The sequence below is a fragment of the Sphingomonas kaistensis genome (assembly GCF_036884275.1).
In the GTDB taxonomy this organism is placed as follows: Bacteria; Pseudomonadota; Alphaproteobacteria; order Sphingomonadales; family Sphingomonadaceae; genus Sphingomicrobium; species Sphingomicrobium kaistense_A.
Genome location: NZ_CP145607.1, coordinates 1,325,335 through 1,346,435 on the forward strand (window position 1 = coordinate 1,325,335; position 21,101 = coordinate 1,346,435).

General features: G+C 66.1%; 25 protein-coding genes. 23 read left to right on the top strand and 2 right to left on the bottom strand.

The features are described from left to right. The first annotated feature begins 3 nt into the window (after nucleotides 1-3). From rpsQ to V6R86_RS06560, 14 genes are all read left to right on the top strand, one after another. Nucleotides 4-279 (top strand): 30S ribosomal protein S17, encoded by a 276-nt coding sequence (rpsQ, locus tag V6R86_RS06495; protein WP_249503711.1) that lies wholly within the window; start codon nucleotides 4-6, stop codon nucleotides 277-279. A 29-nt stretch (nucleotides 280-308) separates the two neighbouring features. After that, on the top strand, nucleotides 309-677 hold the full coding sequence (gene rplN, locus V6R86_RS06500; RefSeq protein WP_029941096.1) for a 50S ribosomal protein L14: 369 nt from the start codon (nucleotides 309-311) through the stop codon (nucleotides 675-677). After that, a complete protein-coding gene (gene rplX / locus V6R86_RS06505) occupies nucleotides 677-991 on the top strand; it encodes a 50S ribosomal protein L24 (protein WP_338503008.1) in 315 nt (104 codons plus the stop codon). The genes rplN and rplX overlap by 1 nt, the downstream gene beginning before the upstream one ends. After that, nucleotides 991-1,575: a 50S ribosomal protein L5 gene (gene rplE, locus V6R86_RS06510; protein WP_338503010.1), complete on the top strand. Its 585-nt coding sequence runs from the start codon at nucleotides 991-993 to the stop codon at nucleotides 1,573-1,575. The genes rplX and rplE overlap by 1 nt, the downstream gene beginning before the upstream one ends. A gap of 21 nt (nucleotides 1,576-1,596) precedes the next feature. Beyond that, entirely contained in the window at nucleotides 1,597-1,902 is a 306-nt protein-coding gene (rpsN, locus tag V6R86_RS06515) for a 30S ribosomal protein S14 (RefSeq protein ID WP_338503012.1), read from the top strand. Between the two features lie 12 nt (nucleotides 1,903-1,914). After that, nucleotides 1,915-2,310 (top strand): 30S ribosomal protein S8, encoded by a 396-nt coding sequence (rpsH, locus tag V6R86_RS06520; protein ID WP_338503014.1) that lies wholly within the window; start codon nucleotides 1,915-1,917, stop codon nucleotides 2,308-2,310. 1 nt (nucleotide 2,311) lies between these two features. Next, nucleotides 2,312-2,848, top strand: a complete 537-nt coding sequence (gene rplF, locus V6R86_RS06525) for a 50S ribosomal protein L6 (RefSeq protein ID WP_338503015.1) — start codon at nucleotides 2,312-2,314, stop codon at nucleotides 2,846-2,848. After that, the gene (rplR, locus tag V6R86_RS06530) at nucleotides 2,848-3,201 is read left to right on the top strand and encodes a 50S ribosomal protein L18 (protein ID WP_338503016.1); all 354 of its coding nucleotides are present in this window, start codon (nucleotides 2,848-2,850) and stop codon (nucleotides 3,199-3,201) included. The genes rplF and rplR overlap by 1 nt, the downstream gene beginning before the upstream one ends. Before the next feature lie 2 nt (nucleotides 3,202-3,203). Next, on the top strand, nucleotides 3,204-3,980 hold the full coding sequence (gene rpsE / locus V6R86_RS06535; RefSeq protein WP_338503018.1) for a 30S ribosomal protein S5: 777 nt from the start codon (nucleotides 3,204-3,206) through the stop codon (nucleotides 3,978-3,980). 6 nt (nucleotides 3,981-3,986) lie between these two features. Next, nucleotides 3,987-4,163: a 50S ribosomal protein L30 gene (gene rpmD / locus V6R86_RS06540; protein ID WP_168068198.1), complete on the top strand. Its 177-nt coding sequence runs from the start codon at nucleotides 3,987-3,989 to the stop codon at nucleotides 4,161-4,163. A gap of 115 nt (nucleotides 4,164-4,278) precedes the next feature. Further along, entirely contained in the window at nucleotides 4,279-4,845 is a 567-nt protein-coding gene (rplO, locus tag V6R86_RS06545) for a 50S ribosomal protein L15 (RefSeq protein ID WP_338505432.1), read from the top strand. A 126-nt stretch (nucleotides 4,846-4,971) separates the two neighbouring features. Further along, nucleotides 4,972-6,342, top strand: a complete 1,371-nt coding sequence (gene secY, locus V6R86_RS06550) for a preprotein translocase subunit SecY (protein ID WP_338503021.1) — start codon at nucleotides 4,972-4,974, stop codon at nucleotides 6,340-6,342. A 64-nt stretch (nucleotides 6,343-6,406) separates the two neighbouring features. Further along, nucleotides 6,407-7,051, top strand: a complete 645-nt coding sequence (locus V6R86_RS06555) for an adenylate kinase (RefSeq protein WP_338503023.1) — start codon at nucleotides 6,407-6,409, stop codon at nucleotides 7,049-7,051. Between the two features lie 46 nt (nucleotides 7,052-7,097). Then, nucleotides 7,098-7,640: an ATPase gene (locus V6R86_RS06560; RefSeq protein ID WP_338503025.1), complete on the top strand. Its 543-nt coding sequence runs from the start codon at nucleotides 7,098-7,100 to the stop codon at nucleotides 7,638-7,640. Here the strand turns inward: V6R86_RS06560 and V6R86_RS06565 are convergent. Beyond that, entirely contained in the window at nucleotides 7,610-8,089 is a 480-nt protein-coding gene (locus tag V6R86_RS06565; RefSeq protein WP_338503027.1) for a dihydrofolate reductase, read from the bottom strand. The genes V6R86_RS06560 and V6R86_RS06565 overlap by 31 nt on opposite strands. A gap of 178 nt (nucleotides 8,090-8,267) precedes the next feature. Between V6R86_RS06565 and V6R86_RS06570 the strand changes: the two genes are divergently transcribed. Continuing rightward, entirely contained in the window at nucleotides 8,268-9,668 is a 1,401-nt protein-coding gene (locus V6R86_RS06570; protein WP_338503028.1) for an FAD-binding oxidoreductase, read from the top strand. 42 nt (nucleotides 9,669-9,710) lie between these two features. Then, nucleotides 9,711-12,833, top strand: a complete 3,123-nt coding sequence (locus V6R86_RS06575) for a helicase-related protein (RefSeq protein ID WP_338503030.1) — start codon at nucleotides 9,711-9,713, stop codon at nucleotides 12,831-12,833. Here V6R86_RS06575 and V6R86_RS06580 read toward each other — a convergent pair. After that, nucleotides 12,830-14,191: an MFS transporter gene (locus V6R86_RS06580; RefSeq protein ID WP_338503032.1), complete on the bottom strand. Its 1,362-nt coding sequence runs from the start codon at nucleotides 14,189-14,191 to the stop codon at nucleotides 12,830-12,832. The genes V6R86_RS06575 and V6R86_RS06580 overlap by 4 nt on opposite strands. 147 nt (nucleotides 14,192-14,338) lie before the next feature. On the opposite strand from V6R86_RS06580, the gene cyoA reads away from it, so the two are divergent. Genes cyoA through V6R86_RS06615 form a run of 7 tightly spaced genes read left to right on the top strand, consistent with a single transcriptional unit; the run spans nucleotide 14,339 to nucleotide 21,078 of the window. Next, nucleotides 14,339-15,448 (top strand): ubiquinol oxidase subunit II, encoded by a 1,110-nt coding sequence (cyoA, locus tag V6R86_RS06585; protein WP_338503033.1) that lies wholly within the window; start codon nucleotides 14,339-14,341, stop codon nucleotides 15,446-15,448. 15 nt (nucleotides 15,449-15,463) lie between these two features. Further along, nucleotides 15,464-17,512: a cytochrome o ubiquinol oxidase subunit I gene (gene cyoB / locus V6R86_RS06590; protein ID WP_338503034.1), complete on the top strand. Its 2,049-nt coding sequence runs from the start codon at nucleotides 15,464-15,466 to the stop codon at nucleotides 17,510-17,512. 6 nt (nucleotides 17,513-17,518) lie between these two features. Continuing rightward, nucleotides 17,519-18,160, top strand: coding sequence for a cytochrome o ubiquinol oxidase subunit III (gene cyoC, locus V6R86_RS06595; protein ID WP_338503035.1), 642 nt, complete (start codon nucleotides 17,519-17,521; stop codon nucleotides 18,158-18,160). Then, nucleotides 18,157-18,534 (top strand): cytochrome o ubiquinol oxidase subunit IV, encoded by a 378-nt coding sequence (cyoD, locus tag V6R86_RS06600; RefSeq protein ID WP_338503037.1) that lies wholly within the window; start codon nucleotides 18,157-18,159, stop codon nucleotides 18,532-18,534. Before cyoC ends, cyoD begins: the two co-directional genes overlap by 4 nt. Then, nucleotides 18,531-19,238, top strand: coding sequence for an SURF1 family protein (locus V6R86_RS06605; RefSeq protein ID WP_338503039.1), 708 nt, complete (start codon nucleotides 18,531-18,533; stop codon nucleotides 19,236-19,238). Before cyoD ends, V6R86_RS06605 begins: the two co-directional genes overlap by 4 nt. Further along, on the top strand, nucleotides 19,238-20,545 hold the full coding sequence (locus V6R86_RS06610; protein ID WP_338503041.1) for an ATP-binding protein: 1,308 nt from the start codon (nucleotides 19,238-19,240) through the stop codon (nucleotides 20,543-20,545). Before V6R86_RS06605 ends, V6R86_RS06610 begins: the two co-directional genes overlap by 1 nt. Continuing rightward, complete coding sequence (locus V6R86_RS06615; RefSeq protein ID WP_338503043.1) at nucleotides 20,542-21,078, top strand: response regulator transcription factor; 537 nt, start codon at nucleotides 20,542-20,544, stop codon at nucleotides 21,076-21,078. Before V6R86_RS06610 ends, V6R86_RS06615 begins: the two co-directional genes overlap by 4 nt. Nucleotides 21,079-21,101: the final 23 nt, after the last annotated feature.

Here is a 21,101-nt window from a genome sequence, read left to right on the forward strand (position 1 = left end):
CAGATGCCAAAGCGCGTCCTCACCGGCACCGTGGTGTCCGACAAGGGTGACAAGACCGTGGTGGTTCGTGTCGAGCGGCGGGTGAAGCACCCGTTGTACGGCAAGATCATCAAGCTGTCGAAGAAGTATCATGCCCACGATGAGGCGAATGCCTACAGCGTGGGTCAGCAGGTTCGCATTGAAGAATGCGCGCCGTTGTCGAAGCTCAAGACCTGGACCGTTGCCGGGCTGGTTGGTGAGGCCAAGGCCTCCGACCTGGCCGAAGCGGCCAACGTCTGAGCGACTGCAGAAAAGGATAGGATAGACCCATGATCCAGATGCAGTCCAACCTCGACGTGGCTGACAACAGCGGCGCCAAGCGCGTCATGTGCATCAAGGTGCTCGGTGGTTCCAAGCGCCGCACCGCGGGCGTCGGCGACATCATCGTCGTGTCCGTCAAGGAAGCCGCTCCGAAGGGCCGCGTGAAGAAGGGTGACGTGCACCGCGCCGTGATCGTTCGCACCGCCAAGGACATCCGCCGTCCCGACGGTTCGGTGATCCGCTTCGACAGCAACGCCGCCGTGCTCGTCAACAAGAACGAGGAGCCGATCGGCACCCGTATCTTCGGCCCGGTCGTGCGTGAGCTCCGTGCCAAGAAGCACATGAAGATCATCAGCCTCGCGCCGGAGGTGCTGTAATGGCCACCGCGAAGATCAAGAAGGGCGACAAGGTCGTCGTCCTGTCGGGCAAGGACAAGGGCAAGACCGGTGAGGTCGTCCGTTCCATGCCCAAGGAAAACAAGGTGGTGGTGAGCGGCATCAACGTCGCGACGCGCCACATCAAGCCGACCCAGGCTGCCCCTCAGGGCGGTAAGGTCACCAAGGAAGCACCGCTTCACGTGTCCAACGTGGCGCTCGCTGATCCGAAGTCCGGCGCGGCCACCCGCGTCCGCTTCGAGGAACGCGACGGCAAGAAGGTCCGGGTCGCGGTCAAGTCCGGGGAGCTGATCTAATGGCCGAGGCCACTTACACGCCGCGTTTGCGGAAGGATTACGACGATCGCATCGTCAAGGCGATGACCGAGAAGTTCGGTTACAAGAACCGGATGGAAGTTCCGCGCCTCGACAAGATCGTCATCAACATGGGCGTTGGCGAAGCCACCCAGGACAAGAAGAAGGTCGAAGCGGCCGCTGCCGAAATGCAGCTGATCGCCGGGCAGAAGCCGGTGATCACCAAGGCCAAGACCTCGATCGCGCAGTTCAAGCTGCGTGAAGGCATGCCGATCGGTTGCAAGGTCACCCTTCGCCGCGAGCGCATGTACGAGTTCCTCGACCGTCTCGTGACCGTTGCCCTTCCGCGGGTCCGCGATTTCCGCGGCCTCAACCCGAAGAGCTTCGACGGGCGCGGCAATTATGCGATGGGTCTCAAGGAACAGATCGTGTTCCCCGAGATCGAATATGACCGGATCGAAAAGGTCCGCGGCATGGACATCATCGTTACCACCACGGCGAAGACCGACGAGGAAGCGCGCGAATTGCTCCGCCTCTTCAACTTCCCGTTCCCCGCAGACGCTGACCAGCAAAAGGCTGCCGCGTAAGCGGTTAGGAGAACTTAAGTCATGGCGAAACTGAGTTCCATCAACAAGAACGAGCGTCGCAAGAAGCTCGTCGAAAAGCAGGCGGCCAAGTACGCCAAGCTGAAGACTCTCGCGAACGACGAGAGCCTCGACGAGACCGAGCGTCTGATCGCGCGTCTGAAGATGGCGGAGCTGCCCCGTAACGGCAATCCGACCCGCATCCGCAATCGGTGCGAGCTGACGGGCCGGTCCCGCGGCGTGTACCGCAAGTTCCGTCTTTCGCGCATCATGCTGCGTGAGATGGGCAACAAGGGCCTGATTCCAGGCCTCACCAAGTCGAGCTGGTAAGGACACCGCAAGATGGCGATGACCGATCCCCTGGGTGATATGCTCACCCGCATCCGCAACGGCCAGCAGGCGAAGAAGGACAGCGTCCTGACGCCGGCTTCCAAGCTGCGCGCTCACGTCCTCGACGTGCTTCAGCGTGAAGGCTATATCCGCGGCTACTCGGAAGAGGAGCTGGCGGGCCAGAAGGGCCTGCGGATCGAACTCAAGTATTTCGAAGGCCAGCCTGCGATCCAGCACCTGGCGCGTGTCTCGAAGCCCGGTCGCCGGGTTTACTCAGGCGCCGCCAAGCTGCCGCGGGTACGCAACGGCCTTGGCATGACCATCGTTTCGACGCCTCGCGGCGTGCTTTCCGATGCGGAAGCGCGTGAGCAGAACGTCGGCGGCGAAGTCCTGGCGGAGGTGTTCTAAGATGTCCCGTATCGGCAAAAAGCCGGTCCCGGTTCCGACCGGGGTGACGGCGAACCTCGAAGGCCAGACGCTCAGCGTCAAGGGCCCCAAGGGCACTCTTTCGATGAAGGTCCTCGATGACCTGGTCCGTACCTCGGTCGAGGACGGTCAGATCAGCGTGCAGCCGGTCAACGACAGCCAGCGTTCGCGCGCGGCGTGGGGCATGCAGCGCACCAACGTGCTGAACCTCGTCACCGGCGTGACCGAAGGGTTCACCAAGGTGCTCGAGATCACCGGCGTCGGCTATCGCGCCGCGGCCCAGGGCAAGAACCTGAAGCTGCAGCTCGGCTACAGCCACGACGTCAACTACGCGATCCCCGAAGGCATCGACGTCAAGACTCCCGACCCCAACACGGTCGAGATCAGCGGCATCGACAAGCAGAAGGTCGGTCAGGTCGCGGCCGAGATCCGTCGCTGGCGCAAGCCCGAGCCGTATAAGGGCAAGGGCATCAAGTATCGCGGCGAGTTCATCTTCCGCAAGGAAGGGAAGAAGAAGTAATGGCCAAGCTTTCCCTCTTCGAACGTCGCCGGCGCCGCGTGCGCACGGCGCTGCGGGCCCGCTCGGCCGGCAAGCCGCGCTTGTCGGTTCACCGTTCGGGTCGTCATATCTACGCCCAGATCATCGATGACGCCGCCGGCCACACGGTCGCCGCCGCTTCGACCCTGGACAAGGATCTGCGCGGCACCGCCAATGCGACCACCGAGGGCGCCAAGCTCGTCGGCAAGACCCTGGCCGAGCGTGCCAAGGCTGCCGGCGTCGACCGGGTCGTGTTCGACCGCGGTGGCTTCCTGTTCCATGGCCGGGTCAAGGCCCTCGCCGATGCCGCCCGTGAAGGCGGGCTGGAGTTCTAAGAATGGCTGACGAAACCCAGAACCCGCAGGCCGCCGGCACCGAGCCGCCCGCGGCGACCAATCCGCAGGGCACCCCGGAAACGGTGGCGGCTGCCGAGACTGCTCCGGCGCAGCAGGACAATCGTGGTCCTCGTGGCGGCAATCGCGGCGGTCGCGGCGGTGGCCGTGACGGTGGTCGCGGTGGCAATCGTGGTGGACGTCGTGACGACCGCCGTGGCGGCCGTGGCGGCGACGACGATGGCGGCGAGGAGCTGATCGAAAAGCTCGTCCACATCAACCGCGTCTCCAAGACCGTGAAGGGTGGTAAGCGCTTCGGCTTTGCCGCGCTGGTCGTGGTCGGCGACGGCAAGGGTCGTGCGGGCTTCGGTCACGGCAAGGCCCGCGAAGTGCCGGAAGCCATCAGCAAGGCGACCGCGGCGGCCAAGAAGGCCATGATCCGCGTTCCGCTGCGCGACGGCCGCACCCTGCACCATGATGGCAACGGCCATTTCGGCGCGGGCAAGGTGACCGTTCGTTCGGCGCCGAGCGGCACCGGCATCATCGCGGGTGGCCCGATGCGCGCCATCTTCGAAAGCCTGGGCGTGGCCGACGTGGTGACCAAGTCGGTCGGCACCTCGAACCCGTACAACATGATCCGGGCGACCTTCGAGGCGCTCAAGGAACAGACCAGCCCCCGTTCGGTGGCGCAGCGTCGCGGCAAGAAGGTCGCCGACCTGCTCGGCCGTTCTGGCGTGAGCCAGGCGGAGGCCGAGGCCACCGCCGACAGCATCACGGAGTAACGTAACGTGGCGACCATCAAGATCACCCAGACCGGTTCGCCGATCCGTCGCGACAAGACCCAGCGCGCGACGCTGGTCGGTCTCGGCCTCAACAAGATGCACCGCACCGTGGAAGTGGAAGAGACCCCCGAGGTCCTCGGCCAGATCCGCAAGGTGGCGCATCTGCTGAGCGTCGAAAAGTAGTTGGAATCGAGCCTCTGCCGGTGCAGGGGCTCTTTTCCGTTTCAATCCACAGTGACCGGGCTCCCGCCTTGGCGGGGGTCCGGATGCGCGCAAAAAGCGAAAGCGAGTGCAAACCATGACTCTCAAGCTCAACGACCTCCGCGACAATCCCGGCGCCCGCAAGGACAAGGTCCGTGTCGGCCGCGGTATCGGTTCGGGTGTCGGCAAGACTGCTGGGCGCGGCCAGAAGGGCCAGAAGAGCCGTTCGGGCGTGTCGATCAAGGGCTTCGAAGGCGGCCAGATGCCGCTTCACATGCGGCTGCCGAAGCGCGGCTTCAACAACATCTTCGCGCGCGATCATGCCGAAGTGAACCTTGGCGCGATCCAGAAGCTGGTCGATGCCGGCACGCTCGACGCGGGCAGCACCGTCGACCATGACGCGCTCAAGGCCGCTGGCGTTGGTCGCGGCGGCAAGGACGGCGTTCGCATCCTCGGCAAGGGCGATTATTCGGCCAAGCTCAACTTCAAGGTCGCCGGCGTCAGCAAGGGCGCCCGTGAAGCGATCGAAAAGGCCGGCGGCACCGTCGAGCTGATCGAGCGCAAGGACAAGGCCGAGCTGGCCAAGGCCAAGAAGGGCAAGACTCGCGAAGCGCGCCTCGCCGACAAGTCGTCCAAGCAGGACGCGGCCAAGGCGGCCAAGTAAGCCGTCACCCGGCGAAGGCCGGGGTCCGCGTCAGGACCCCAGCCTTCGCCGCCTGACCGACGGCGCTTACATCAGGCGCGTCAACGCCTATATGGGCCCCTTTCGGGGGTAGGGACGAACAAGCACATGGCAAGCCAAGCCGAACAACTGGCTTCGAACATCAGCCTCGCCAATTTCGGCAAGGCGACCGAGCTCAAGAAGCGCATCTGGTTCACGATCGGTGCGCTGATCCTGTTCCGGCTGTTGAGCCACGTGCCGATGCCGGGCATCGACCCGCGCGCCATGGCTCAGCTGTTCAACACGCAGCGCGGCGGCGTCCTCGATTTCTTCAACACCTTCTCGGGCGGCAGCCTGGAGCGGATGAGCATCATCGCGCTCGGCGTCATGCCCTACATCACCGCATCGATCGTGGTGCAGCTTGGCGCGACCATGTACGCGCCGCTGATGGCCCTCAAGAAAGAGGGCGAGACCGGGCGCAAGAAGCTCAACCAATACACCCGCTTCCTGACGGTCGCGCTGACCATGGTGCAGGGTTATTTCATCGCGGTCGGCCTCGAAGGGCTCGGCGCCAATCAGAGCATCGCCGCGGTGGTCGATCCCGGCATTCTGTTCCGGGTTGCCGCCACCATCAGCCTCGTCGGCGGCACCCTGTTCCTGATGTGGATCGGTGAGCAGATCACCAGCCGCGGGATCGGCAACGGCATCAGCCTGATCATCATGGCCGGCATCGTCGCCACCTTGCCGCGCACGCTGGCGCAATTGTTCGAAGGCGGCCGCAGCAACACCATCGACCCGCTGCTGATCATCCTGGTGATCGCGCTGGTCGTCGGCCTAATCCTGTTCATCTGCTTCATGGAACGCGCCCAGCGCCGCGTCCTGATCCAGTATCCCAAGCGCGCCACGGCCCGCGGGATGATGGCGCAGGAGCGCTCGCACCTGCCGATCAAGATCAACACTGCCGGCGTCATCCCGCCGATCTTCGCCTCCTCGCTACTGCTGATGCCGCTGACCGTCATCCAGATGGCCGGTGCGACCCCGGGGGCCGAAGGCCAGTCGGAATGGCTGGTGACGCTCAGCACCTATCTGCAGCACGGCAGCCCGGTGTTCATGACCCTTTACGGGCTCGGCATCATCTTCTTCTGTTTCTTCTACACCTCGGTGCAGTTCAACTCGGAAGAAACTGCCGACAACCTGAAGAAGCATGGCGGCTTTATCCCGGGCGTTCGTCCTGGCAAGGCGACCGAAAGCTATTTCGATCACCTGCTGACCCGGCTGACGGTGATCGGCGCGGCCTATCTGACCCTGATCTGCCTCGTGCCCGAGATCATGTTCACCCAGGCCGGCATTCCCTTCTATCTCGGCGGCACCAGCCTGCTCATCGTTGTCAATGTGACGATGGACACAGTCAGCCAGATTCAGGGCCATCTCATCGCCCACCAATATGGTGACCTCATCAAGAAGGCGAAGCTGAAGGGCGGGCGGCCGGCGCGCCGCTGATGCTTGACGGGGTCCGCCGTGACCCCGACAAGCGAGCCTTAGCTACCAGGGGAGCGTTTCGGTCTTGGATATCATCCTGTTGGGACCGCCGGGTGCGGGCAAGGGCACACAGTCGCAGCGGCTGGTCGAGACCCGCGGCATGGTCCAGCTATCGACCGGCGACATGCTGCGTGCGGCGGTGAAGGCCGGCACCCCGGTCGGGCTCAAGGCCAAGGCGGTCATGGAAGCGGGTGAGCTGGTCAGCGACGCGATCGTCTCCGCGCTGATCGGCGAGCATCTCGACCAGAGCCGCGACAAGGGCGCGATCTTCGACGGCTTTCCGCGCACCCAGCATCAGGCCGAAGCGCTCGACATCCTGCTCGACGAGCGCGGCCGCAAGCTTGCGTACGTGATCGAGCTCGAGGTCGACGAGGAGGCGCTGGTCGAACGCATCACCGGCCGCTTCACCTGCGCGTCGTGCGGGGCGCCCTATCACGAGCGGTTCCGGCCGACGCAGATCCAGGATCAGTGCGACGTCTGCGGCGGACATGAATTCAAGCGCCGTCCCGACGACAACGAACAGACCGTGCGCACCCGCATGGCCGAATATCGCGCCAAGACCGCTCCGATCCTGCCTTATTACGAAGCCCGCGGGCTGGTGGCCCGGGTCGACGGCATGGCCAGCATGGACGAGGTCACCCGCCAGATCGACACGGTGCTCGACAGGTAAGCCGGCTTACGGCACGTTCTTCCTCGCTTGAGGGAGGGACAAGATCGTGCCGCTGACCGTCCGTCTGTTTGCAGCCACGGTGCTGCTGGCGCTGGCCGCACCGGGCCATGCCTCGGTTTCCGCCGTTTCGCCCAATGGCTTTGTCAGTTCCCACAGCCTCGCCCTGCCCGGCGTGTCGGCGGCACAGGCGTATCGCCGGTTCGTCGCGCTTCCCGCCTGGTGGGACCCGGCGCACAGCTATTCGGGCAAGGCGTCGGCACTGAGCTTCGATGCCAGGGCGGGGGGCTGCTGGTGCGAGCGGCTCGACGGCGGCGGAAGCGTGGAGCACATGCGCGTCTTGCTGGTCCAGCCGGCCAAGCGGCTGGTGATGAGCGGCGGGCTCGGGCCGTTGCTCTATCAGGGCGTCGCGGCGACGATGGATGTGGGCTTCGCCGACACTGCTTCGGGTGCGTCCGTCACGATCCATTATCGCGTCGCGGGCTTTGCGGAGGGCGGCGCCGACAAGCTTGCCGGACCGGTCGACGCCGTGCTTGCGGCCGGCGTCGCGCGCTATGCGGCCTATGCGCGTTCCAGCGTGACGAAGGCGTAGGCGGGGCTGGCTCCGTCGGCGCCATGCTCCTCCCGGAAGGTCTCCCGCCAGAAGCCGCTGTCGCGCGGGTCGGGCATCGCCGTGTCGCCGTCGATATCGGCCAGGACCTCGGTCAGTTCGACCCGCTCGGCAAAGGCCAGGCCGAGGCCGAAGATTTCCGCGCCGCCGATGATGCTGACGTCGTCCGGCGCGGCCAGCGCAAAGGCGTCGGGCAAGGAATGCGCCACCTCGGCGCCCTCGGCTCGCCAGTCGCGGTCGCGCGTGATCACGATGTGCCGGCGCCTAGGCAGTAGCCCGGGCAGGCTGTCGAAGGTCTTGCGGCCCATCACCATCGCGGTGCCGAGTGTCAGCCGCTTGAAGCGCTTCAAATCCTCGGGAAGGTGCCAGGGGAGGGTTCCGTCGCGACCGATGACCCCGTTCCGCGCGCGGGCGACAACCAGCTGGATCATGCTTGCACCTTCATGACGCTGTCTTGGCCGCTGACCCCGGCTTGAACAATAGGGAAGCGTTTGCCATCCCGGTGCCCATGCCGATCGTCCGCCAGACCCTCGTTGCCCTGCCGCCCATCTCGCGCCGTGGAAAGCGAAGTGGACAAAGTAGACCCTGTGTCTTTTTGGCCTGCGCGGCATGACCCTCGCCGCCTTTTGTGCTGCCCTCGCCGATCAGCTTCCTGCCAATGCGATCGTCACCGATCCCGGCGACATCGCCCCGTGGCTGACCGACTGGCGCGGCCGCTGGACGGGGACGAGCCCGCTGCTGCTGCAACCGTCCACCACCGAGGAAGTGGCGGTGATCGTCCGGGCCGCCGAAGCGCATGGCGTCGGGCTCGTCCCCCAAGGCGGCAACAGCTCGATGGTCGGCGGCGCGACCCCGCCGGCGGACGGCTCGGCGGTGCTGCTGTCGCTGCGGCGCCTGAACCGCCTGCGCAGTCTCGACTCCGATCATGCAGTCGCCGAAGCCGGGGTCATCCTCGACACCCTGCAACAGGCCGCGGCGGGGGAGGGCGCTCGCTTCCCGCTCGATCTCGGGGCAAGGGGATCGGCCACCGTCGGCGGGCTTGCGGCGACCAATGCCGGTGGGACGCAGGTGCTGCGCTTCGGGACCATGCGGGCGCAGGTGCTGGGGATGGAATCCGTGCTGTCGGGCGGGCTCGTCCACGACAGTCTTGGCGGGCTGAAAAAGGACAATCGCGGGGTCAGCCTCGACCATCTGCTGATCGGGGCGGAAGGAACGCTCGGGATCATCACCGCGCTGCGTCTGCGGTTGGTGCCGGGCGCCGGACAGCGCGGCGCGGCGTGGGTCGGGGTAGCGAACCCACACCACGCGCTGGCGCTGCTTCGCTGTCTCGAGGCCGCAACCGATACGATCGAAGGCTTCGAACTCATCCCCGATGTCAGCCTCACCCGCGTTCTCGAGCACATCCCGCAAACCCGCGCCCCGCTGACAACCAACGCGCCGTGGCACGTGCTGATCGAGGCCGTCACCGGTGCCGCCGAAGAGCCGCCGCAACAGCTGCTCGAGCGGTTGCTGGGCGAGTCGACCGATCTACTCACCGACGCAGTGATCGCCCAGAGCGACGCACAGACCGAAGCCTTGTGGCGGCTCCGCCATTCGATCTCGGAGGCCGAACGCGCGGCCGGCCCGGCGGCGCAGCATGACATTTCGCTGCCGATCGACCGGGTGCCGGGCTTCCTCCTCGACGAAGCCCGACTGATCGAGCGGCGTTTTCCCGGCACCAAGGCCAGCGGCTACGGCCACCTCGGCGACGGCAACGTCCATTTCCACGTCCGCGCGCCCGCTGGCGCGCCACCGGGCTGGGCCGACAGCGCCGAGGGCAAGGCGGTCAGCGCCTTTGTCCACGATCTCGTCACCGCGGCGGGCGGCTCGATCTCGGCCGAACACGGCATCGGCCAGATGAAGAAAGACGAGCTTGCCCGTCTCGCGCCGCCGGCGCGGATGCAGGCGCTCCGGGCAATCAAGGCGGCGATGGACCCCCACGGCGTCTTCAATCCCGGCAAGCTGGTCTAAAGGGCGGCAGGAACAGCGGCGGGGGCGACCCGTTCCGCGATTATGGCGACAACTGAAACACTCGAAATCGGCGAAGTCGTGGCAGCCTTGCTGTCGGCGGAGGCGCCCCGGCTGCTGTTCCTGGCCCGCGACGAAGTCCGCGCCGCGGCAATCGCCCGCGCCGCCGCGCAAGGGGCGGGCATGCGCGAGGTGCTCTATCTTCCCGCGTCCGACGTCCTCCCCGGCGACGATGCGCCGACATCGCCCAGCGTCGCCGGCCAGCGCACCACTGCGCTTCGCCATCTCGCCGAAGCGCTGGCGGAAGATCGCCCGGTCCTGCTCGTCAGCAGCGGGGAAGCCGCCGGACGCCTGATCGCGCGTCCGGAAGCTTATATCGGCAAGCCCCCGGTGCTGAGCGTCGGCGACAAGCTCGATTTCGAGCAGCTCGCCGAGCAGGCGCACAAGCTTGGCTACCACGACGACGACCGGATTGACGAACCCGGAGAGGTTGCCGTGCGCGGTAACGTGGCCGACCTGTTTCCCGGCGATCGCCCGCTTCCGGTCAGGATCGAGGTCGCCGACGGCGCGATCACCGCCATCCGCAGCTTCGACCCGCTGACGCAGCTTACGACCGACGACCTCGACACGCTGGAAATCGGCACCGTCGCCGAACCGCGGGTCGGCGACGGGGTGACGATGATCGATCACCTGCCCGGCGCAGTGATTGCCCTCGATCCTGGCGCCGACAAGCGCCGCACATTGTTCCTCGCGCTCGCCGCCGATACCGGCAAGCGCAGGCCTGCCCGCGCCACCGCCGAGATCTGCGACGACAAGCGCTGGCAGAAGGCGACGGCCGGGCTCGAGCAACTCGATCTCGGCGAAGGGCTTGGCGATGCACCGCCGCGCTTTGTCGAGCAGCGTACGCCGGAACGTGGCTTTACCCGTTTCGCCAAGGCCGCGCTGGCCGAGGGCAAAATTCTCGCTCTGCTTGGCAGCCCACGCGATGTCCGCTTCCTCGGACCGCGCATCGCTCGTGGGCTCAAGACGGAGGTCGTCGCAGCCGAGAGCTGGGACGACGTTCTGGCGGCGCCTCCGGGTACCGCGCTGACCCTTCCGATGGCGGTGCCGCGCGGCTTTACCCGGGGCTCTGTCGTGGCGATCGCCGCCGGCGACCTCATTGGTTCGCGCGCCGCGCATGACCAAAGTCTGTCGGCGGCGGCGAGCGAGCTGTTTGCGGCGCCGGAGATCAGGCCTGGCGACATCGTTATTCACGAAGACCACGGCCTTGCCAGCGTTACCGGGCTGACCGAACTGCCCGACGACGGCGGCGACGCCATCGTCCTGCGCTTTGCCGGGGACGCGCGGCGGCTGGTGCCGGTGGCCGATGCTGGCAAGTTGTGGCGCTACGGCTCCGACGAGGAGAGCGTCACCCTCGACAAGCTCGACGGTTCGTCCTGGGAAAAGCGCCGCGGCGAGGTGCTGGCCGCGGTGGCCGAAACGGCGCGCGACCTGGTCGCACTCGCGGCCGAGCGGGCCAAGGCCGAAGCGCCGCCGATCGAGCCCGAGGCCGCCCGCTTCGAACAGCTGGTCGCGGGCTTTCCCTTCACCGAAACTGCCGACCAATTGAAAGCGGTCGCGGCCATCCGCGGCGATCTTGCTTCGGGTAAGCCGATGGACCGGCTGGTGGTCGGCGACGTCGGCTTCGGCAAGACCGAGGTCGCCCTGCGCGCTGCCGCCATGGCGGTGTTCGCGGGCAAGCAGGTCGTCCTGGCCGCGCCGACGACGGTGCTGGCGCGGCAGCATTTGGAGACGTTCCGAAGCCGCTTTGCCGATCTCGGAGTCGAGGTCGCGATGTTGTCGCGGCTGGTCACCGCGGCCGAGAAGAAGCGGGTGCTTGCCGGGATCAAGGACGGCAGCATCGGAATCGTGGTCGGCACGGGCGCGGTTGCCGGCAAGGGAACCGCCTACAAGGACTTGGGCCTGGTCATCATCGACGAGGAACAGCGCTTCGGCGCCAAGGACAAGGACAAGCTGCGCGGTCTGGGCGCGCCGCACGCGCTGAGCCTGACCGCCACGCCAATTCCGCGCACGCTCCAGTCGGCGCTGGTCGGGCTGCAACCGGTAAGCATCCTCGCGACGGCGCCTGCCCGGCGGCAGCCGATCCGTACCGAGGTCGGCGGCATGGACGAAGCCAAGCTGCGCACCGCGCTGATGCGCGAACGGACGCGCGGTGGGCAAAGCTTCGTGGTGGTGCCGCGGATCGAGGACATGGAGGGGCTCGGCACGATGCTCGATCGGCTGGTTCCCGAGCTGTCGCTGGTGCGGGCGCATGGCAAGATGCCGGCCGCCGAGATCGATGAGGCGATGGTCAATTTCGCGGCCGGTGACGGCGACGTGCTGCTGGCGACCAACATCATCGAGGCCGGGCTCGACGTGCCGCGGGCGAATACGATGGTCGTAATGCGGGCCGAGCATTTCGGTCTCGCTCAGCTGCACCAGTTGCGCGGCCGGGTCGGGCGCGGCGCGCGGCGCGGGCATATCCTGCTGATGACCGGCAAGGCCGACATTCCCAAGCGCACGCTCGACCGGCTGAATACGCTGGCGGCGTTCGACCGGCTCGGGGCCGGGTTTGCGATCAGTGCCCGCGATCTCGATCTGCGCGGCGCCGGCGATCTTCTGGGTGAAGAGCAGTCGGGCCACCTCAAGCTCATCGGCATCGACCTGTATCAGGATCTTCTCGGCAAGGCGCTGCGCCACGCCCGCGGCGAAGACACGGATGTGCCCGAGCCCGAGCTTCGCCTGGGGCTGGCCGGACGCCTGCCCAACGAATGGATTCCGGAAGAGGAAGTACGCCTGTCGCTCTATCTCCGCCTCGCGCGGGTCGAGGATAGTGCCGGGCTCGACGCGCTGCGTGCCGAGCTGGCGGACCGGTTCGGCGAGCTGCCGGAAGAGGCCGAGGCGCTGCTCGGCGCGGCGCAGGTGCGGATGCTGGCGCAGGATGCCGGCGTGCGGCGGATCGACGCCGGACCGGCCGCCATTGCCATCACCCCGGTCGACGCGTCCAGCAAGGCACCGGCCGGGCTGGAGGACAAGGAGGGTCGCTGGCTGTTCCGGCCGGACAGCGAGCAACCGACCGAGCGGCTGGCGGCGCTGGAAGACGTGCTGGCCGAGCTTGCCGATGCCTAGTCGGCGATGACCGGTTCGTCGCTCGTGCCCTGGTCGCGCTGTCCCCATTCCCGATTGATGGCCAGCGCACCCAGCGTGCAGATGACGCCCGAGAGCAGGTAAAGGCCGACCGACCAGAGACCCAGATTGGCGGTCAGCCAAAGCGCCACGAAGGGCGCGAAACCGGCACCGATGAACCAGGCCGAGTTGGAGACGATGGCCGCGCCCGTATAGCGATACTTCTGCTGGAAGCTCGAATTCACCGCGCCCGCGGCCTGGCCGAAGCTGAGACCCAGTAGCACGAAGCCGAGCAGGAGGTAGAGCGCCTCGCCGAACTGGCCGAAGCTCAGCATGATCGGTGCGAAGCAGAAGGTCCCGATCAGCGCCGCCGACACACCCAGCACCGCGCGCCGCCCGACCTTGTCGGCAAGCACGCCCGACAGAAGGATCGCCACGACGCAGACCAGCGCGCCGATGCCTTCGAAAATGAGGAAGCGCACCGGGCTCTCGGTGGTGAAGAGCTGATTGTAGGACAGCGGAAACACCGCAACGAGGTGGAACAGCGCGAAGCTCGCGAGCGGGGCAAAGGCACCGAGCAGGATCACCCGCCATTCGGCGAACAGGGTCTCGAATGGGGGCGAGGGCTGAAGCTCGCGATTGTCGAACAGACGCTTGAATTCGGGCGTGGCGACGATCCGCAGCCGCGCGAACAGCGCGACGACGTTCAATGCCAGCGCGACGAAGAAGGGGTAGCGCCAGCCCCAGCGTAGGAAGTCCGCCGTTTCGAGCAGGGCCAGGAAATAGGCGAACAGGGCACAGGCCAGCGCAAGCCCGAGCGGCGCACCGATCTGCGGGATCATCGAATACCAGCCGCGCTTTTCCTTGGAGGCGGTGAGGGCGAGCAGCGAGGGAAGGCCGTCCCACGCGCCGCCCAGCGCGACGCCTTGCAACAGCCGGAACAGGCCGAGCAGCCAGGCGCTCGCTGCGCCGACCTGCGCGTGGCTGGGTAGCAGCGCGATCGCCATGGTCGACCCGCCAAGCAGGAACAGCGCAATGGTAAGCTTCACCCCGCGGCCGTGATTCTGGTCGATGTAGGTGAACAGGAAGGTCCCGAGCGGACGCCCGAAAAATGCCAGGCTGAACAGCGCGAAGCTGGCGAGCGTACCCTCGACCGGGTCGAGATAGGGAAACACGAACGCCGGGAACACCAGCACCGAGGCGATCGCAAACACGAAGAAATCGAAGAATTCGGTCGTCCGCCCGATGATCACCCCGATCGCGATTTCGCCGGGGCGGACGTCGTGATGGGTTGAATGCACCACCCGTGCGTCACGCTCGAGCGCCTCGGAATTGCCAGTGTCGGCGGCGGTGGTGCTCATGTTGGGCGTCATCTCTCGCTTCGCATCGCGGGCACGGGGCGCGCGAATATCCAATATGCATACCTCTTTGCCCGAGCTCGCGACAGGAAGGGATTGGACATTTTGTCCAATGTCGCGCGCGCCGGGACAGGCCTAGGACGCAGCATCATGAGGTCGATCTCCCCCATCCCGGCAGTGCGAACGCTGACCGTGGCCCTTGCCGCCCTGCTGCTGGCGGGCTGCAACCATGCCGTGTTCAACCCGGCCGGGGACATCGCGCGCCAGCAGCGCGACCTCATCATCATCTCGACCGGGCTGATGCTGCTGATCATCGTGCCGGTGATGGTGCTGATCGTCGTCTTCGCGTGGCGCTATCGCAAGGGGAAGGGCGGCACTTACGACCCCAATTTCGACCATTCGACCACGCTCGAGCTGGCGATCTGGTCCGCGCCGCTGCTGATCATCATCGCACTGGGCGCGCTGACCTGGGCGAGCACGCACCTGCTCGATCCCTTCCGTCCGCTCGACCGCAAGGCGACCGCGCTCGAAGCCCGCGCCGAGAACAGCCAGGCGTTGCGCGTGCAGGTTGTCAGCCTCGATTGGAAGTGGCTGTTCATCTATCCCGACCTCGGCATCGCCACCGTCAACGATCTGGTGCTGCCCGTGGACCGCGAGGTGCGCTTCGACCTCACCTCGTCGAACATGATGAACACCTTCTACGCGCCGACCATGGCGGGCATGATCTACACCATGCCGGGGATGCAGAGCACGCTTCACGCGGTGCTCGACCGGCCGGTCGATAGCACGGGCTATTCGGGCAATTACAGCGGCGCGGGCTTCTCCCACATGCGCTTCCGCATCCGCGGCGTGCCCGAGCAGCAGTTTGCCGGCTGGGTCGCGCAGGCGAAGGCCAGCGGCCGGGTGCTCGACACCGCCACGTACATGCAGCTGGTCAAGCCGAGCGAGAAGGTGCCCTCGATGCTGTTCGCGGTCGGAGACCCCGACCTTTACCGCCGGATCGTCGAACGCTGCGTCGAGCCCGGCAAGCCGTGCATGGGCGATACCATGCGCAAGGACATGGGCCATGGCGGCGGCGGGCATGAAGGCATGACCCCGCGTGGCGGCTCCGTGCCTCCGCACGGCCAGAAGCCCGAAGGCGCCATCTTCAAATCGAATGAGGAGAAGGGCACCGGCTCGCACCTCACCAAGCCCACCGACACGCGCAAGGCCCCCGGCGCCACCAATCCCGGCGACGCTGCCAATCGCAACATGAGCTGATCGAAAGTAGCCCCTGTGATCGACGCAAAGACCATCTTCGGCCGGCTGGGTTGGGAAAGCTTTCCCATCCACGAGCCCATCCTGCTCGTCACCTTCGCGGTGGTGGCGCTGGGCGGGATCGCGGTGCTGGGCGCCATCACCAAGTTCAAGCTGTGGGGCTATCTGTGGCGCGAGTGGTTCACCACCGTCGACCACAAGAAAATCGGCATCATGTATTTCATCCTCGGCATCGTCATGCTGCTGCGTGGCTTTGCCGATGCGATCATGATGCGGCTGCAGCAGGCGATGGCGTTCGGCGGGAGCGAAGGGTACTTGAACGCCCACCACTACGATCAGGTCTTCACCGCCCACGGGACGATCATGATCTTCTTCGTGGCGATCCCGCTGGTGTCGGGCGTCATCAACTTCGTCATGCCGCTGCAGATCGGCGCGCGCGACGTCGCCTTTCCGTATCTGAATTCGCTGAGCTTCTGGCTGACCGCCGCGGGCGCGGGGCTGGTCATGGTGTCGCTGTTTATCGGCGAATTCTCGACCGCGGGCTGGCTCAATTACGTGCCGGTCGCCAATCTCGAAAATTCGCCGGGGGTCGGGCCTGATTACTACCTGTGGGCGCTACAGATAGCGGGCATCGGCACGACCCTGTCCGCGCTCAATATGGTGACCACCGTCATCAAGATGCGCGCGCCCGGCATGACCATGATGAAAATGCCGGTGTTCACCTGGACCGCCTTCTGCAGCCAGGTGCTGGCGATCGCCATCTTCCCGGTCCTAACCGGCGCCTTCGCGATGCTGATGCTGGATCGGTACATCGGGACCAACTTCTTCACCAACGACCTTGGTGGAAACCCGATGATGTACTGGAATCTCGTCTGGCTGTGGGGTCATCCCGAGGTCTATGTCCTGATCCTGCCGGTGTTCGGCATCTATTCCGAGATCACCTCGACCTTCACCGGCAAGCGGCTGTTCGGCTATTCGTCGATGGTCTACGCGACGGTGGTCATCACGATCCTCAGCTACCTCGTCTGGCTGCACCACTTCTTCACCATGGGGTCGGGGGCCAGCGTCAACAGCTTCTTCGGCATCGCGACGATGGTGATCGCCATTCCCACGGGCGCCAAGATCTTCAATTGGCTGTTCACGATGTACCGAGGCGAGATCCGCTTCGAGTTGCCGATGATGTGGGTGGTCGCCTTCATGCTGACCTTCACGGTCGGCGGCATGACGGGCGTGCTGCTGGCGGTGCCGCCGGCCGACTTCGTGCTCCACAACAGCCTGTTCCTGGTCGCGCACTTCCATAACGTGATCATCGGCGGGGTGATCTTCGGCCTGTTCGCCGGGATCGAATACTGGTTCCCCAAGGCGTTCGGGTTCACGATCGACAAGTTCTGGGGCAAGGTCCACTTCTGGGGCTGGGTCATCGGCTACTGGGTCGCCTGGACGCCGATCTACATCGTCGGCCTGATGGGGACGACGCGGCGGGTGCGCCTGTTCGACGATCCGACGCTGCAGCCTTATTTCATCGTCGCCGCGATCGGCGCCGCGATCATTCTGGTCGGCATTCTCGGCCTGCTGATCGGGCTGGTGGTTAGCTATCGCAAGCGCGCCCAGCTCAAGGTCGGCAACGATCCCTGGGATGGCCGTACGCTCGAATGGTCGACCACCTCGCCGCCGCCAAGCTACAACTTCGCGTTCACGCCGGTCGTCCACGATCTCGACGCCTGGTACGACATGAAGTGCCGCGGCTACGACCATCCGCGCGACGGCTACCGGCCGGTCCACATGCCGCGCAACACCGGCACCGCGATCATCCAGGCCGGCCTCGCCGCAGCGCTCGGCTTCGGGATGATCTGGTACATCTGGTGGCTGGCGATCCTCGCCTTCGTCGCCCTGGTCGCGGTGACGATCTGGCACAGCTTCGACTACAACCGGGATTATCACATTCCGGTGGACGAAGTCGCCCGGGTGGAGCGCGAGAAGATCGGCTTCCTCGACATCAACTACGCGCCCGAGCCCGCGCTGCTGCCGGTCCGCAAGCCCGGCGCCGCGGCCCCGGCGGGAGCCTGAGAATCCATGGCCACCACCGCACCCAACGCCCGTTTCGACCGCGACACCTTCCACCTGGTGGAGGAGGACGCGCACGACCATGGCTCGGCTCACGCCAGCCCGGTCCTGCTCGGCTTCTGGATTTACCTGATGAGCGACGCGCTGCTGTTCGCGGCGTTGTTCGCGACCTACGGCGTCCTTTCGACCAGCTTCGCCGGCGGCCCCGCGCCGCGCGACATCTTCGAGCTGGAGCTGGTCGCGCTCAACACCGCGATCCTGCTCGTCTCCTCCATCACCTACGGCTTTGCCATGCTGGCGATGGACAAGGGGCGACAAAAAGCCACGCAGGGCTGGCTGGCGCTGACCGCGCTGCTCGGTATAAGCTTCGTGTCGATCGAGCTGTACGAATTCGGCGTTCTGATCGGCGAAGGCGCGACTCCGCAGCGGTCGGGCTTCCTCAGCGCCTTCTTCACCCTCGTCGGCACCCACGGGCTGCACGTCACGTTGGGGATCATCTGGATCGGCATCATGCTGGTCCAGGTCGGCAAGCATGGCCTGAACACGATCAATCGGCGCCGCCTGACCTGCCTTAGCATGTTCTGGCACTTCCTCGACGTCATTTGGATCGGCGTCTTCTCCTTTGTCTATCTGATGGGAATGGTGCGATGAGCGCTGCAACCGACCATGACGAGGCCCACGGCAGCGAGCACGGCCATGGCTCGAAGAAGAGCTATCTCGTCGGCTTCGCTTTGTCGGGGATCCTGACCTTTATTCCCTTTTGGCTGGTGATGGCCAAGCCCGTCGGCAATCCGGGCCTGGTCGCGATCCTGATCATTCTGTTCGCGGTGGCGCAGATCCTCGTTCACACCGTCTGCTTCCTTCACGTCACCACCAGCGGGGAGGGCGGCTGGACCCTGCTCGCCTATGCCTTCACCACCGTGCTGCTGGTGATCACCATCGCGGGGTCGATGTGGATCATGTATCACCTCAACACCAACATGATGCCCGGGATGATGACCGGCGAGGTCAGCACCACGCCGTGAGCGCGCACCGGGGCAAGCGGTGGTTCCTGCTTGCCCTGTGCGGGGTGTTCGCGCTGCTCTTCGCCGGGCTCGGCGTCTGGCAGGTCGAGCGGCTGCGGTGGAAGACCGATCTCATCGCGCGGGTCGATGCTCGCCTCGCCGCCGAACCGGTGCCGCTCGCCCGGGGCGAGACGTTCGTCGGCACGGATGCCGAATATCTGAAGGTTCGAGTGACCGGACGCTTCGATCACGGCAAGGAAACGCTGGTCGATGCGCTGACCGAGCGCGGTAAGGGCTATTGGGTGCTGACGCCGCTCAGGACCGCCGAGCGGACCCTGCTCGTCAATCGCGGCTTCGTCCCGAGTGACCGGGCGAAGCCCGCGACCCGCGCGGTGGGGCAAATCGCGGGCGAGGTGACGGTCACCGGCCTCATTCGCCTGACCGAGCCCGGCGGCCGCTTCCTTCGCGCCAACCGGCCGGGGGCCGACCTGTGGTATTCGCGCGATGTCGCCGCCATCGCCCGAGCCCGTGGCTTCGGTCGCGTCGAGCCTTTCTTCCTCGACGCCGACGCGTCCCCCAACCCCGGTGGGCTGCCGATCGGCGGACTGACGGTGGTGCGTTTTCGCAATTCCCACCTCGTCTACGCACTGACCTGGTTCGCGCTGTCGGCGCTCAGTCTGTTCGGGCTGGTGCTGACCTGGAAAAGCAAGCACAAGCGAGGGTGATGGACGTGCCCCTGCTCGCCCTGTCGCGAAGTCCGGTGCGGCTTCCCGGTCGAAGCCCCCGTGATGCGGTGGTCGAGAACATGCGACTGCTGGTCCAGCTCCGCTGGATCGCGGTCGCGGGGCAGGTGCTGGCGATCCTGGTCGCGCATCACCTCCTCGGCGTCGTCCTGCCGATCGAGGCCATGCTGAGCATTGCCGGGCTGCTGGCGCTGGGAAACCTTCTGTTCACGGTGACTCTGCGCGAAGCATGGGTGGTGCCGGGAGAGCTGCTGCTGGCGCTGTTGCTCGACATGGCCGCGCTGACCGCCCAACTCTATCTCAGCGGCGGCACCCGCAATCCTTTCATCTCGCTCTACCTGCTGCAGATCGTGCTCGGCGCCATTCTGCTGCCCGCAAGCCGCGCCTGGCTGCTGGTCGCGGCCTCGATCGCCGCTTTCTTTTTCCTGGCGACCTATCACTTGCCGCTCAACTTTCCGCCGCAGCTTGCCGACGAGATCGATCTGGCGCTGATCGGGCAGGAGATTGCGTTCGTGATGGTGGCGGTGCTGCTGGTGCTGTTCATGACCCGCATCAGCCGCAACCTGCGCGCCCGCGACGATTATGTGGCGGAGCTTCGCCAGCGGGCGGCGGAAGAGGATTCGATCGTCCGCATGGGCCTGTTCGCGAGCGGCGCCGCGCATGAATTGGGCACGCCATTATCCTCGCTGTCGGTCCTCGTCGGCGACTGGCAGCGCGACCCCGAGCTTACCCGTGACGAGCGGTTTCGCGAGGAGCTGACCGACGCCAGCCGTGCGGTCGAGCGCTGCCGTGAGATCGTCAGCGACATCCTCGACACCTCCGGCCTGCCGCGCGGCGAAGCGATGGCCAGCCTTGCCGCCGAGAGCGTGCTGGCGGACCTCGTCGCCGACTGGCAGGCGCTGCATGAGCATGTGCCGCTCGATGCCCAGTTCGAGACGGTGCGAGGCGCGCGGATCCCAGGCGAGCCGGCCTTGCGCCAGGCGCTGTGGAGCCTGCTCGAGAATGCCGGTGAAGTGTCGCCCGGCGGGATCGCGATGCACGCCTCGGTCGAAAGCGAGCAATTGCTGGTCGATATCGTCGACGACGGCCCCGGCTTCGCGCCGCAGCAGCTGGCCGCGCTCGGGCAGGCCTCGCGCTCGGTCAAGGGTGCCGGCCACGGCCTCGGGCTGTTCCTCGCCGCCAGCGTCGCCCGGCGGCTGGGGGGGTCGCTGAGCGCCGCCAATCGGGCCGAAGGCGGCGCGTCGGTTCGGCTCGCGCTCCCGCTGGTCGGCTCGGAGCCAAAGCCATGAGCGGCACGCCCGGACGGCTGGTTATCGTCGAGGACGACGAAGATTTCGCCCGCACGCTGGCCCGCTCGTTCGAGCGGCGCGGTTATGCGGTGCGCACTGCGATCGGTCCGGTCGAGCTTGGCGCGTTGCTGGCCGAAGAAGAGTTCGACTACGCAGTCGTCGATCTCAAGCTTGGCACGCATTCGGGCCTGCCCTGCGTCGCCGCGATCGCCGAGGCCGATCCCTCCACGCGGATCGTCGTCCTGACCGGGTTCGCCAGCATCGCCACCGCGGTCGAAGCGATCAAATTGGGTGCTGCCCACTATCTGCCCAAGCCCAGTAACACCGACGACATCGAGGCGGCTTTTGGCCGGTCGGCCGGCAATTCCGCCGTGCCTGTCGATGGTCGCGCGACGTCGCTTCGGACGTTGGAATGGGAAAAGATCAACGAGACTTTGATCGCCACCGGCTTCAATATCTCGGAAACGGCGCGCCGGCTCGGCATGCACCGCCGCACACTCGCCCGGAAGCTCGAGAAACGACCGGTCCGCTAGCCGTCGAGAGCAGGCGGGCGGGC

Bases quoted from the DNA above. Each gene is read 5' to 3' on its own strand.
- V6R86_RS06565 (WP_338503027.1), bottom strand. From the start codon at position 8,089: ATGATCCAGCTGGTTGTCGCCCGCGCGCGGAACGGGGTCATCGGTCGC.
- rplN (WP_029941096.1), top strand. From the start codon at position 309: ATGATCCAGATGCAGTCCAACCTCGACGTGGCTGACAACAGCGGCGCC.
- rpsE (WP_338503018.1), top strand. From the start codon at position 3,204: ATGGCTGACGAAACCCAGAACCCGCAGGCCGCCGGCACCGAGCCGCCC.
- cyoA (WP_338503033.1), top strand. From the start codon at position 14,339: ATGAGGTCGATCTCCCCCATCCCGGCAGTGCGAACGCTGACCGTGGCC.
- V6R86_RS06610 (WP_338503041.1), top strand. From the start codon at position 19,238: ATGGACGTGCCCCTGCTCGCCCTGTCGCGAAGTCCGGTGCGGCTTCCC.
- rplR (WP_338503016.1), top strand. From the start codon at position 2,848: ATGGCCAAGCTTTCCCTCTTCGAACGTCGCCGGCGCCGCGTGCGCACG.
- rpsH (WP_338503014.1), top strand. From the start codon at position 1,915: ATGGCGATGACCGATCCCCTGGGTGATATGCTCACCCGCATCCGCAAC.
- cyoD (WP_338503037.1), top strand. From the start codon at position 18,157: ATGAGCGCTGCAACCGACCATGACGAGGCCCACGGCAGCGAGCACGGC.
- rpsQ (WP_249503711.1), top strand. From the start codon at position 4: ATGCCAAAGCGCGTCCTCACCGGCACCGTGGTGTCCGACAAGGGTGAC.
- cyoC (WP_338503035.1), top strand. From the start codon at position 17,519: ATGGCCACCACCGCACCCAACGCCCGTTTCGACCGCGACACCTTCCAC.
- rplO (WP_338505432.1), top strand. From the start codon at position 4,279: ATGACTCTCAAGCTCAACGACCTCCGCGACAATCCCGGCGCCCGCAAG.
- rplF (WP_338503015.1), top strand. From the start codon at position 2,312: ATGTCCCGTATCGGCAAAAAGCCGGTCCCGGTTCCGACCGGGGTGACG.
- rplE (WP_338503010.1), top strand. From the start codon at position 991: ATGGCCGAGGCCACTTACACGCCGCGTTTGCGGAAGGATTACGACGAT.
- V6R86_RS06580 (WP_338503032.1), bottom strand. From the start codon at position 14,191: ATGAGCACCACCGCCGCCGACACTGGCAATTCCGAGGCGCTCGAGCGT.
- rpsN (WP_338503012.1), top strand. From the start codon at position 1,597: ATGGCGAAACTGAGTTCCATCAACAAGAACGAGCGTCGCAAGAAGCTC.
- V6R86_RS06570 (WP_338503028.1), top strand. From the start codon at position 8,268: ATGACCCTCGCCGCCTTTTGTGCTGCCCTCGCCGATCAGCTTCCTGCC.
- secY (WP_338503021.1), top strand. From the start codon at position 4,972: ATGGCAAGCCAAGCCGAACAACTGGCTTCGAACATCAGCCTCGCCAAT.
- V6R86_RS06615 (WP_338503043.1), top strand. From the start codon at position 20,542: ATGAGCGGCACGCCCGGACGGCTGGTTATCGTCGAGGACGACGAAGAT.
- V6R86_RS06575 (WP_338503030.1), top strand. From the start codon at position 9,711: ATGGCGACAACTGAAACACTCGAAATCGGCGAAGTCGTGGCAGCCTTG.
- rplX (WP_338503008.1), top strand. From the start codon at position 677: ATGGCCACCGCGAAGATCAAGAAGGGCGACAAGGTCGTCGTCCTGTCG.